This window comes from Dyadobacter sp. 32 (assembly GCF_902506755.1).
In the GTDB taxonomy this organism is placed as follows: Bacteria; Bacteroidota; Bacteroidia; order Cytophagales; family Spirosomataceae; genus Dyadobacter.
On the sequence record NZ_LR735258.1, the window covers coordinates 4142556 to 4154746 of the forward strand.

At 42.1% G+C, this 12191-nt stretch carries 12 protein-coding genes and 2 pseudogenes; 9 read left to right on the top strand and 5 right to left on the bottom strand.

Translation table 11 applies throughout. The features are described from left to right. Window positions 1-24 precede the first annotated feature (24 nt). The 6 genes and pseudogenes from DYADSP32_RS16700 to DYADSP32_RS16725 all read left to right on the top strand — a co-directional run bounded on the left by DYADSP32_RS16700 (window position 25) and on the right by DYADSP32_RS16725 (window position 6635). Window positions 25-1398 (top strand): IS4 family transposase, encoded by a 1374-nt coding sequence (locus DYADSP32_RS16700; RefSeq protein ID WP_149241674.1) that lies wholly within the window; start codon window positions 25-27, stop codon window positions 1396-1398. Window positions 1399-1556: 158 nt separating this feature from the next. Then, window positions 1557-1934: pseudogene (locus DYADSP32_RS16705) on the top strand (helix-turn-helix domain-containing protein); the annotation flags it as partial. Window positions 1935-2085: 151 nt separating this feature from the next. After that, window positions 2086-3750, top strand: coding sequence for an IS21 family transposase (gene istA / locus DYADSP32_RS16710; protein ID WP_149239828.1), 1665 nt, complete (start codon window positions 2086-2088; stop codon window positions 3748-3750). Window positions 3751-3793: 43 nt separating this feature from the next. After that, a complete protein-coding gene (gene istB, locus DYADSP32_RS16715; protein WP_149239829.1) occupies window positions 3794-4525 on the top strand; it encodes an IS21-like element helper ATPase IstB in 732 nt (243 codons plus the stop codon). A gap of 69 nt (window positions 4526-4594) precedes the next feature. Beyond that, window positions 4595-5266 (top strand): annotated as a pseudogene (locus tag DYADSP32_RS16720) (integrase core domain-containing protein); the annotation flags it as partial. Window positions 5267-5423: 157 nt separating this feature from the next. Beyond that, window positions 5424-6635, top strand: a complete 1212-nt coding sequence (locus tag DYADSP32_RS16725) for an IS256 family transposase (RefSeq protein WP_149240312.1) — start codon at window positions 5424-5426, stop codon at window positions 6633-6635. A gap of 279 nt (window positions 6636-6914) precedes the next feature. On the opposite strand, the gene DYADSP32_RS16730 is transcribed toward DYADSP32_RS16725, so the two are convergent. Both DYADSP32_RS16730 and DYADSP32_RS16735 read right to left on the bottom strand, forming a co-directional pair. After that, entirely contained in the window at window positions 6915-7340 is a 426-nt protein-coding gene (locus tag DYADSP32_RS16730; protein WP_149241673.1) for a hypothetical protein, read from the bottom strand. Window positions 7341-7362: 22 nt separating this feature from the next. Then, entirely contained in the window at window positions 7363-8445 is a 1083-nt protein-coding gene (locus tag DYADSP32_RS16735) for a DUF6973 domain-containing protein (protein ID WP_149241672.1), read from the bottom strand. Window positions 8446-8676: 231 nt separating this feature from the next. On the opposite strand from DYADSP32_RS16735, the gene DYADSP32_RS16740 reads away from it, so the two are divergent. Then, entirely contained in the window at window positions 8677-9261 is a 585-nt protein-coding gene (locus DYADSP32_RS16740; protein WP_149241671.1) for a Crp/Fnr family transcriptional regulator, read from the top strand. A gap of 47 nt (window positions 9262-9308) precedes the next feature. Here DYADSP32_RS16740 and DYADSP32_RS16745 read toward each other — a convergent pair whose 3' ends face one another. After that, window positions 9309-9533 carry a hypothetical protein gene (locus DYADSP32_RS16745; protein ID WP_149241670.1) on the bottom strand — a complete coding sequence of 75 codons (225 nt, stop codon included), beginning with the start codon at window positions 9531-9533 and terminating at the stop codon, window positions 9309-9311. Between the two features lie 95 nt (window positions 9534-9628). Here DYADSP32_RS16745 and DYADSP32_RS16750 point away from each other — a divergent pair, with 95 nt between their 5' ends. Then, a complete protein-coding gene (locus tag DYADSP32_RS16750) occupies window positions 9629-9757 on the top strand; it encodes a hypothetical protein (protein WP_414617850.1) in 129 nt (42 codons plus the stop codon). A gap of 20 nt (window positions 9758-9777) precedes the next feature. Here DYADSP32_RS16750 and DYADSP32_RS16755 read toward each other — a convergent pair whose 3' ends face one another. Both DYADSP32_RS16755 and DYADSP32_RS16760 read right to left on the bottom strand, forming a co-directional pair. Continuing rightward, window positions 9778-9924, bottom strand: a complete 147-nt coding sequence (locus DYADSP32_RS16755; RefSeq protein ID WP_414617851.1) for a hypothetical protein — start codon at window positions 9922-9924, stop codon at window positions 9778-9780. A 10-nt stretch (window positions 9925-9934) separates the two neighbouring features. Then, complete coding sequence (locus DYADSP32_RS16760; RefSeq protein ID WP_149241669.1) at window positions 9935-10891, bottom strand: helix-turn-helix domain-containing protein; 957 nt, start codon at window positions 10889-10891, stop codon at window positions 9935-9937. Between the two features lie 92 nt (window positions 10892-10983). On the opposite strand from DYADSP32_RS16760, the gene DYADSP32_RS16765 reads away from it, so the two are divergent. Beyond that, the gene (locus DYADSP32_RS16765) at window positions 10984-12150 is read left to right on the top strand and encodes an FAD-dependent oxidoreductase (protein ID WP_149241668.1); all 1167 of its coding nucleotides are present in this window, start codon (window positions 10984-10986) and stop codon (window positions 12148-12150) included. Window positions 12151-12191 lie beyond the last annotated feature (41 nt).

The window sequence follows — 12191 nt, forward strand, 5'->3', positions numbered from 1 at the left end:
ACAAGTATTGAGTCTTTCTTTTGGATGATATTACTTCCAGACCGCAGATTAAAAATAGTATTTAATAAACTTACCAAGCGAATAAGTGAAAGACAAACCCTTTCATTGCGTAAATTGTCGACAACCAGAAAGGAAGAAATTCAATTCGGTAGATTTGTAGGAAACAAACGGGTATCAGTGGACTTTTTAGAGCAAGAACTTTATCGCCAAATAGATAGTCATGGTAGTAGTGAGCACTGTTTACTGATTGAGGATACGTCCCAGATCGGATTCAGCCTTGAACGATCAATTAAGGATTTGGGTAAAGTAGATAAAGGTCAAATCAAAGGATTTTATATACATCCTGTTTTGGCGATCGATGCAGTGAACCATGCTTGTTATGGGATTGCCTCGGTTGAATTTATCAGTCGGCCGTGGCCACAAGAAGAACTCACACATAATCAAAAAAGCCTGGCCAGAAGCAAGGCTCCATTTGAAGAAAAAGAAAGCTATCGCTGGTTAGACAGCATTAAAAAGGCTATTCCCCGATGTTCTAATATTATATCTAAAACGGTTATTGCTGATAGAGAGGCAGATATATATCCTCTGCTGACAGGTCTTACAGACGAATTGCAGGTTGATTATATAATTCGTTCAAGGATTGACCGTGGCACAGAAAGTGGCACGACGATATCAGGACAGGTAAAAGAGTGGAGTGAGGCCAGCTGCTATCAGATCAAGGTTCCAGCTACCGATAAGCGTAGTGCTCATACGGCGAAAATGGTTGTAAAATATGGAAAGGTATCCTTGCGAAAAACTGAGAGTAAAAGCATCAGAAAGGTTCCTGGGTATTACAGTACATATGTGGTTGAAGTAAAGGAGTTGCCTGAAAGCATCGTTAATAATGAAGAGCCCATACAGTGGTTATTATTGACTTCACATAACATTAATGATCCGGAAAAAGCATTACAGATTATTGACTGGTATAAGCAGCGCTGGAATGTTGAGCAAGTATTTCGTACACTGAAAAGCAAAGGATTAAGAATAAACACGAGTCAGCTGGGAGATTATGAAAAGCTCAAAAAGATGACGGTATTAGCTTTAATGTCGGCAGTAAAGGTGATGCAGCTTATAAAAGCACGCGAAGGCCAGACCGGGCAGCCTATGTCAGCTTCTTTTAATGAAAACGAACAGCAATGTATGATTTTACTCAACAGACAATTAGAGGGAAACACGGAAAAACTTAAAAATCCCTATCCTCAACATACGCTTGCGTTTGCTGCTTGGGTCATAGCAAGATTAGCCGGATGGAGTGGTTATCAAAGCCAACGTCCTGCCGGACCCATTGATTTTTTAATAGGATTACAAAGGTTCGATGAAAGAGTTCAAGGATTTATACTCGCGAAAGAATACACGTAAAAGATGTGTATATACTTTAGGTGAAGACACGGGCCACGGAATTGGGTTGTTCTTACGAACACAGACCACGGAGTAAGCAGAGACTAATAGATTATTTGTAATAGTTGAGACTTAATCTGACAGTTAGTAAATTTACTAACCATAAAATCAGTTAAGTTATGACGACAACGCAAAAGTTAATTCAACCCAAACTTGGCTTGTTAAAATTAGCCGAAAAGTTGGGAAATGTATCCGATGCCTGTAAAGTAATGGGCTATTCGAGAGATTCCTTTTATCGCTTTCAAAAACTGTATGATGAAGGTGGAGAATTGGCGTTGAAAGAAATAAGCAGAAGTAAACCGCTGTTAAAGAACAGGATCGAAAAGCAGATTGAGGATGTGGTAGTAGCCTACGCCATTGAATCGCCAGCGTTCGGGCAACAACGTGCATCTAATGAATTAAGGAAAAGAGGAATTTCAGTTGCACCTTCAACCATTCGCTGTGTCTGGGTTCGCCATGATCTGGAAACGTTTCAAAAGCGTTTAAAAGCACTTGATGGATATTCCGGAGCAAAGAGAGCCACTTATTCCGGACAACTTGAGCCAGTAATTCCGGGAACTTGAGCCACTTTATCGGAAGGTTTTTACAGCTATTCCGGCAACTTGCGCCAATCGGGACTACTGACATTCCGGCATAATTGAGCCACTTGTGATTGCTCTTCAAAGTTATTCCGGGAAAGTGAGCCAGTTGTATTTTGGTATTGAAGTAATTATAACCACCATCTTTTGTGAAAAACAAAAGCAACGGATGGCAAACAAAGTTACTTCAATGCAGACACTGCGCATGATCATACAGTTGCTGGATCGGAATCTTTCCGAACGTAAAATATCCAGGCAACTTAATCTTTCCCGTAACACGGTTAAATATTATCGTGAACGCTTACTTCAGAGCACGCACAGCTTCAAGGAACTTCAAGCCCTTAACGATGCAGGCTTGTCTGCCATTCTATATTCTGGTACACCCTCGGTGCAGGATGAAGACCAGCGGAAGGAAGATTTTCGCCAGCAAGTACCTTATTTTCTTTCAGAGCTTAAACGTACCGGTGTCACGCGCCAACTTCTCTGGGAGGAATATTTTGACAAACATCCTGCGGGATACCGTTATTCCCAATTTTGCTATCAACTTAACGAACTCGGTAAAGTTCTACAGCCAAGTTTCCATGCGACTTACAAGGCGGGTGAGGTTGTCATGGTGGACTTTGCGGGCAGCATGATGCACTATTTCGACAAGTCCACCGGTGAACAAATAAGTTGCCCGGTACTGGTTTGTGTGCTTCCTTTCAGCAATTTAACTTATGTTGAAGCGCTGCCTAATGCCAGGCTTCCTTATTTGTTGGCTGCTTTGAATAACTGCCTTCGGTATTTTAAAGGCGCCCCATTGTCTCTGAAGACCGACAACATGAAACAGGTGGTCCAAAAGGTCAATCGCTACGAACCGACCTTTACAGATCTTATGCAGCAATGGGCGTTGCATAACAACATGGATTTGGTTGCCGCAAGGCCATATAGACCTAAAGATAAAGCGCCGGCAGAAGGTCACGTAAAAATTGCCTATCAGCGCATTTACGCTCCCTTACGGGATCGTATTTTCTGTAATATCGAGGAAGTTAACGCCGCTATACGAGATCAACTCGAGCTACATAATGACAAGAACTTCAAGGGAAAAAATTACAGCCGCCGCCAGCAGTTCAACGAACAGGAACAGCATTTACTTCAGCCGCTGGCAGACAATCCGTTTACCTTAAAGCACAGCACTTCTGCCAAAGTCCAGAAAAATTATCATGTCACCCTGGGAGAAGATTGGCACCATTACAGCGTGCCTTACCACTATATAGGCAAGCAGGTAAACATTATTTATGATACCCAGACGGTAGAGATCTTTCTTGATCATCAGCGTATTGCTGTTCATAAACGCTTCTATAATCAGCATGGTTATACTACGCTCAAAGAGCACATGCCAGAGAACCATCGTAGCTATTCACAGCAAAGGGGATGGGACAGTGATTACTTCCTGCGGTTAGCATCACAGATAGGACCATGCACACAGGGTTACATGGAAGGTGTTCTAAAAGGGCGGCAATTTACCGAACAAACATTTAATTCATGCCGTGGTATCCTGCGGCTTGGCAGCAGCTATGGTAATGACCGCCTCGAGTCAGCATGTCAAAGAGCACTACCCTCCGGTTCTTTTAGTTATAAAACACTAACGAAGATCCTGGCTAATAATCTTGACAAAGCTCCCCATTTTATGCAGACAACCTTATTCCAGACACCTGACCATGAAAACATTAGGGGAGCCGGAGCGTATGAATAAAACGCCCTTACGAATCAATTGCCTCACTTAAACAAAAATAACAATGAATACAAACAAGACCTGGGAAGAGTTAAGAGAACTAAAATTGCAAGGAATGGCGAGCCGGTATTCCGCCATTCTTGAACAGCCGTTACACCAGCAGCCTGAAGCGCATACAATGGTTGCCATGCTTACAGAGGCAGAATCAGAACAGCGAGTCCAGCAGCGCACCCAGATGTATCTAAAGCTTGCCAAACTGCGGTACAGCGCACATGTTGAACAGGTGAATTGCAAGCCTGAACGAGGACTTACGTCCGAGCAGTTAATCCGTTTAAGCGATTGCAGCTTTATCGAGAAGTCAGAAAACGTACTGATCACAGGCGCCACGGGATGTGGAAAATCCTATCTCGCCTGTGCACTCGGCAGGCAAGCCTGCGTAAAAGGCCATAAAGTACTTTATTACCCCATAAACAGGTTTATAGAGCAGCTTGCGTTGGCCAGGCTGGATGGAAGTTACTTAAAATGGCTCAATCAAATTGCACGAGTCAAACTCCTGATTCTCGATGACTTCGGCTTACAGCCGCTTAGCCACGACATCAAAATGGCCCTATTGCAAATACTCGAGGATCGATACGCTTCCGGATCAACAATTATAACCGCACAGATGCCCGTAGGAAACTGGCATGATTACATAAATGACCCAAGCCTGGCTGATGCGATATGTGACAGACTGACAGCAAACGCGCACAGAATAAATCTCGAAGGAGCTTCTTTGAGAAAGATAAAAAACAGCTAAATTTACAACACTTCAATTCCAAAAAAGAACTGGCTCACTTTCCCGGAACGCTGGCTCACTTTCGCCGGAATTTCCACACTTGATGCAAAGGTCGCCCAGGAGGGAATAATTCTGACCGATATACAAGTCGCAGCACTGGAACGTAAAAAGGAAGAAGAGCAAAGCAGAGGTGAAATAGAAACTCATCATCCAGGTTATCTGGGCGCTCAGGATACTTATTATGTCGGATATATAAAAGGTGTTGGTAAGATTTATCAGCAAACATTTATTGACACATACAGCCGCGTAGCTTTTACGAAGGTTTATGATCGCAAAAATGCATTGGTTGCTGCTGATATGCTCAACGATAAAGTTTTGCCATTTTATCAGGACCAACAAGTTGATTTACTACGTATACTGACGGATCGAGGCACAGAGTATTGCGGTGCGAAGGAACAGCATGAATACCAGCTTTATTTAAATATCGAGGATATTGATCACACTCGAACAAAGGCTAAGAGCCCACAAACGAATGGGATTTGCGAGCGTTTTCATCGCACCATGCAGGAAGAATTTTATGCTATTGCATTCCGAAAAAAAATCTACAATAGCTTTGAATCTCTGCAACTTGATATGGATAAATGGATGGAGTATTACAATTCAGAAAGAGCACATAGCGGTAGATATTGTTATGGGAAAACACCAATGCAGACCTTTTCAGAAAGTAAGGCAATCGCAAAAAGTAAAAATGTGAATGAGCTTTTTGATAAAAGTAATAACTTTATAATGTCAGAGAAAGCGGAAACGAGCTCTGCTGGAGAGCAACTCGCCAGGAATACTCTGACCGACGAAAATGATAAAGGGGCTGTTGAGACTGTAAAATGAACTCTGTCTAAAAGTTTTAACTTTAAGACAGAACATGGAAAAGACAGAATTCGAACAGATGCGCGACAAGGCGCTCGAACAGTTAATGAAAGGACAATCGTTAACTGGTAAAGATGGCGTTTTCGCGCCCTTACTTCAACAATTTTTGGAAAGTGCTCTTGAATCAGAGATGAACACTCACCTCAGTGAGCAAGAACGCGAATCAGGTAACAAACGCAATGGTAAAGGTAGCAAACGCTTAAAAACCATGTCTGGCGAAATCATTCTGACTACGCCAGAGGATCGAAAAAGCAGCTTTTCGCCGCAAATCGTCAAGAAACGCGAAACGGTCCTGGCTGACAATCTGGCTCCTCAAATTATTGGATTATATAGTAAGGGAATGAGTTTTCGGGATATATCCGACCACATCCAGCAGATGTATGATGTTGAGATATCTCATGCCACGCTATCAGAGATCACTGAACGCGTGATTCCTCAGGTCAAAGAATGGCAGAGTAGGCCTTTGGAAAGCCTTTATACCATTGTATGGCTCGATGCTATGCATTATAAGGTTCGAGACGGGGGGCGGGTGGTAACACGAGCTGTATATAATGTTCTAGGAGTAAATCGAGATGGCTATAAAGATCTGATTGGCATGTATGTGTCTGAAAGTGAGGGAGCTAATTTTTGGCTTTCGGTTCTTACTGATTTGAAATCCAGGGGCGTAAAAGATATTTTGATAGCTTGTACGGACAATCTGACCGGCTTTTCTGAGGCAATATTAGCGTCTTTTCCGGAATCAGAGATACAGAGTTGCATCATTCATCAGATCAGAAATTCGTTGAAATATGTAGCTTCCAAGGATCAAAAAGTTTTCATGCAGGACTTAAAAACGGTTTATCAAGCTCCTACAAAAGATAAAGCGGAATTGGAGCTTGATAAACTTAACGATAAGTGGGGCTCCAAGTACCCTGTCGTAATCAAATCCTGGCAGAATAATTGGCACAAACTGTCAACTTATTTTGCTTATGATGAGCAGATTAGGAGGCTTATTTACACGACAAATGCCGTCGAGGGTTTTCATCGGCAAGTCAGAAAAATCACCAAAACAAAAGGAGCTTTTCCTAATGATATGGCATTACTCAAATTGATCTACCTGGCGGTCGAGAATATTAGCCGAAAATGGACGTCGCCTTTGCAAAATTGGGCACTGACAGCTCAACAACTGCATATCAAATTTGGCGACAGAATGCGAATGGACCTTTAATTTTGCTTCCCAATATAAAACGCAAAAATAGCCCGTTATTGAATTTATCAAGGGTATATAAACGGCCTCGTGCCTCAGCCGCCCTTGACAAATCCAATAACAAGCAAAAAAGCATTTGAAATCGAAAAGAAAAATTAAATTTGAATCAACTTAGATGGCCAGACAGAGTTTAAATTACACTCCCGGGCTGTTAGTTTTCCAGCCCCTTCTTCCCAAAATCATTTTTTGAGCAATCCCTAAAAAAACTCAACTGTCAGATCTAGTGTTAGTTATTACAGATTATTTTATAACTATTTCATTTTTTGTAAATTCTGCTCTATACATCTTTTGAGTGTGCTCCCCGTTTATCAATCCAAACTCTTTTACCAATTTAGAACTATCCGGTTTAGTGGCTCTTATTTCAAAAACACCACCTTCCATTTCCCTCCAATGCCTAAATGCAACACCGAATGCTGGCAACGGTTCACCGGGTAACAAGAGAAAGTTATTATTACTTGAACCAACAACCGATGTATAGTGGCCATATTTCCATATTCCGGCAGAATCCTTTTTCAAAAACAGCTCCAATTTGGAAAAAGCCGCTTCATCCTTAATAGCCAGATTAACGGTAATTCGTTTATCATCATCATCTGCCCAAAAGTCTTTACAGGAAGTAAAAGAAAAGCTAACTACAACCAAAAAAATAAACCACTTGCCAATTTTCATATTGCACAAATTTAAATATAAACTAATCAGCTACATATACTAACTCAGAATTTGAACCAGTACTATTATTCCATAAGACGTTCCATCCTCCCTGGCGACTTACAATTCCCTCAATTTGAGTAGCTTGATCAGCATACTTTGGTGCTCTCTCAGCTCTAATCTTCATTGTATTTACTATTCGCGCCTCAGTTGGCATCTGTCTTGCCCAGCCAAATCCCCATCCGGTTTCTTCCGCCATCCATGTACGCCCAACCATATTGTTATTTAGGTCCATAGCTTCATCAACAGTTTCAACCCTCTCACCCGCATCATTCAATTCGTGATAAGTAGTACATATACTCAGGTATTGAATAGCTGTATCTTCCGAAGCACCAAGCAAAATAACATTACGTATACCAAAGCAATTCCATATAGCATGCCTCATTGCATTTGCCTTAGTAGGGGTGTTTTTATCCCCAAGCCCGGCAATGTCTGATGCAGCCGTTGCCTCACCTGCAGCAGTTATGTACCCTACTACGTATCTAGGCCGACTCAATGCAGCGCTTTGTTCATCGGGATACATCTTACCAAAAGGATCATTTGGATCCCACATTGTTCTTGCACCTTTATCTTTCTTTGTTTTTTTGTATTCTACAATAATCGGAACAACCTCCTTTTTTATCAATGCATCATAAAAATTGATGATAATCTCAGATTTCTCTCGCACTTGTTCAACGGTAGTAATTGATTTGAAGTCTTTATAAATCCTTCTTAAATCTTTATCTGAAATGTCCTTTTCCAAGCTTACATCAGGGTATTTTGCTACTACAGGGGCTATAATATCTCCTAACTCTTCAAAACTTAAAGCCGATTCATCAGCATCAGTTCTTAAATTTTTATTTTGATGCAAAGAAAAGTAATATTCTTTGAACTCTTCATTTGTCTGGTTTAGTAACTCCTTAGGAAAGTCCTGAGAAACTGCAACTTTCTCTCCCATAAAATCAATAACTTCTGTTTTAACGGTTTCGGTCTGGTTATTAGTATTTTTTACCGAAGGATCATTACAACCTAACAATGTTAAACCCAATGCGGAAGAAAGGAGGGCGGTTTTTAAAGTAAAAGTCATAAATTTGATAATGTTATGTAATGAATAATTATTTAACTGTTCTTATCTCACCCTTTCGACTGCAAATCCGGGGTGAGATTTTCTTTGCAAAGCTATTCAGTTTTAAAATGTCAAACTATTGCTAAAGAGCAAGAAATCATGTAGAAGTACCCCCTTAGGAATTTATTGAACGGTATTTGACTTGTTATCATAATTGTCTTTCTTTACCGCCTTCATCAATAGCTAATAAACGTGGAAAATTTTCTGAATGTACTTCAGTTGCACACACCTATAACCCAACAAATCATCGATGATATTTACAAAGCGGCTACCAAGCGATATTTTAGAGCACGCGTAAGAATCTTAAGCCCAAATGAAGACCAGGGAAGTTTACTATTTGTAAACAGCGGGATAACCAGGAACTTTTATAAGTCTAAAAAAAAGGAATGGACAAGTAAATTTTGTCAGATCGGAGATTTTGTAATGTCCGTGGATAACTTCCTGTTCGACTTGCCATGCAAGGAATTAATTGAGACGTGTACGCCTGTCGAGTTCATAGAAATCCCTAAGAAAAATTACCTACAACTTCTATTGGATCATCCAGAACTGAATATTGTTGTCCGCAACATTACGAGCCTGCATCTTCGATTGGGGATTAACAGGATGTACAGTTGGCAAATGCAATCTGCTTTGGCGCGGTACCATTCATTTGTACAGCAGCATCCGGATCTTTATAAAAATGTTCAGCTGCAACACATTGCGAGTTATTTAGGGATCAGCCCTTATAACCTTTCCAGGATCCGGAAGCAATATAAAAATGGCTGCCCCCTAGAATAAGGTTAGAGACGATAGAGAAAGGACAGCAGCGGCGGCCGTAAAAACCGTCATGGCCACCATTCCTTAAGTGCTGATGCTATTTTGAACAAGCCAAGCAGGGTTAATCCAATGCTGACCAGGCCGGCAATGATCCGGATAGTTATCATACCTTTTATCAGTTTGGGTAAAGCAGATTCAGGCAGGCTTTCCGCTTCTACGTGAAACCACTTACCGGCAGTTAGTTTGATGTTCCGGATTTGTTTTTCTTCTTCCCTTTTTGCTAATTTTTTCATGGCGTAAAGATCTGACAGGGAACAGAAAAAGAGTAGGACGCGTTTTGATGTAAAATTAATTTATGTGGTACATAAATTTAACTAATTGAAAATCAATGAATATAAAAGGTGCGGGTCGTAAGCCTAAGGAAGAAGAAGACAGAAAGGGTAAAAATTTAAAAATAAGGCTCTCAGTAGATATTCCGGAGAAATTGAGCCATCTCCTTTTTGGTCAGCCCGTATGAGCCAATACTCACTGTTACGTTTAACTGACAACCGGCAAAAATCCGCCATCGATGGCGTAGATCGTTCCGGTAAGGTAAGCGGCAGAAGGTGAAACCAGGAAGCGGACAAGCTGGGCCGGCGCTACGGTCAAAACACGCGCGCCGTTACTGGCCAGTTCGGTTGCCAACAGCAGTGACTTACAAAGTTGAATATCTTTTCGGCTTGACACCCATATGCTGCTCAAAAACCCTTGAAAAGTGGCTCAGATTTGTGAATCCCATCTGATAACCCACCTCAGAAACCGCCAGGCGTTTTTCCCTGAGCAATTGGGCTGCTTTATGCATTCGTCCCGACTGATAATACGCAAAAACCCCCTTGCCAAATGTCTGCTTAAAAAGCTTTCGCAGCTTGGGTTCGCTCATGCCTGCTTGCCTGGCCAGTGCCGCGATATTTGGTGGTTGATCAGGATGTGATTGTAAATGGGCTTTAACTGCATAAACGGCTTTAATGTCCTTGATATGCATAGTGCTAACCGGCACAGCTTCACGCTGCATCAGTATGGTAAAGATGTAGTATAACAGTTCCTCACATTTTAATTTGTAGTATTGGCTTTCGATGCTCTCCGGAACAGGCTGATGCAGGAAATCGCTGGCACACTTAATTATTTCCGGTGATACACCCGTCTCAAATACAAAATTTTCCCTGGCCTGAAGAACACTTGTCACCACAGGATGGTCAATTTGCCCAAACAGCTGATGTAAATACTTCTTGGAAACCGCGATTGTCACGCTCCCAAAAATGGTATTGGACGGCATTTCCATGATGGTGGAAACCGCATGCCTGCAAATCAGGATATTTGCTTGTTCGGATACTAACTGCCCTGCCTGTCCGGTTGAAGGAAAAATCCCGCTTAACATGAAGATTACATCTTCCTGGCCTTCCGCTAATTCATTTGTCCGCTCGATAGAAACATCCTCTTTGAGATGGTAATTCCGGATCATCATGCGCAGGTTGCTTCCCCAGGAAAAACCCGTAAGGTAACCAGCTCCCTTGCTCTCGGGAATGTATATAAACCGGCCAACGACATCTGCACCAATTGCTTTGGCAAATTCCTGGGCAATCCCCGATCCCTTATCCGTAATCGCTATTTTCATTTACGACTATTTATTGACTATATCAGGTTATTTTACGCATCAAAGTACACATAATTTTGTCAGGATTTAAAAACAATGTAATCGAATAAGACATGTTATTAGAAAATAAGAAGGTAGCTATTGTGGGCGGCGGACCTGGTGGTTTGACACTTGCCCGACTATTACAGCAACGAGGTGTTGATGTTAAATTGTACGAACGCGATACGGATCAGCATGTGCGGCAGCAAGGTGCTACGCTTGACTTGCACTATGAATCAGGGCTCAAAGCATTGAGAGAAGCAGGACTGATCGAAGCGTTTCAACAAAGTTTCAGACCGGGAGCTGAGCGAGTTACCATCGTAGATAATGAGTTGACAGTGCATTACACGGAACGTGATAACGAACCTGTTCAGGATCTGAGCAACGAATATGCCCGACCAGAAATTGACCGTGGCCTGCTCCGTGATTTACTCATCGCATCCCTGAATGAGAACACGATTGTATGGAATTCCAAATTTAGCGAACTGAAAGAAAATGGCAGCGGCTGGGACCTGGTTTTTGAAAACGGAACTACGGTATATGCCGACCTGGTAATTGCATCAGATGGGGCAAATTCCAAGGTCAGAAAATACATCACGCCTATAGGACGTCTATACTCGGGTGTCACCATTGTTGAAGGCAACATTTACAACGCGGCTGTGAATGCACCGAATTTGTGGGAGCTTACCGGTGGAGGAAAGATTTTTGCACATTGGGACGGCAAGACAATTATCCTGAGTGCAAAAGGAGAAGGCTCACTTTCATTTTATACGATCACCGAGGAGCCGGATGAATGGATTAAAACTTCCCACATCGATTTTTCACGCAGGGAACATGCGTTCACGTGGTTCAAACAGCGCTTTTCCGATTGGAGCAATGATTGGCATGAAATATTCGCAACAGAAGAATCCTATTTTGTAGGACGCCCGCAATATTACTTTCCGCAAGACCAATCGTGGCAAACAATCGGAAACCTAACCATGATCGGTGATGCGGCACATCAAACGCCACCCTCCGGCGACGGGGTAAATCAGGCAATGCTGGATGCTCTGGAACTCTGCGATACTCTTTTTTCAGAAAAGTTTACAACAGTGCATGAAGCAATCGCATCGTTTGAAGAAAAGATGCTTGCCAGGACTTCCGTGGCAACAGAAAAAGCCTCACAGCTAGTTGAAGCGATGCTCTCGAAGAACAGCCTCCAATTGTTTCTTGATTTCTTTACGGGTGTGAGAGCATTGTAATTAGCGCCGGAAGTCCTTGTTTTGCAGGGAACTGTCGAGCA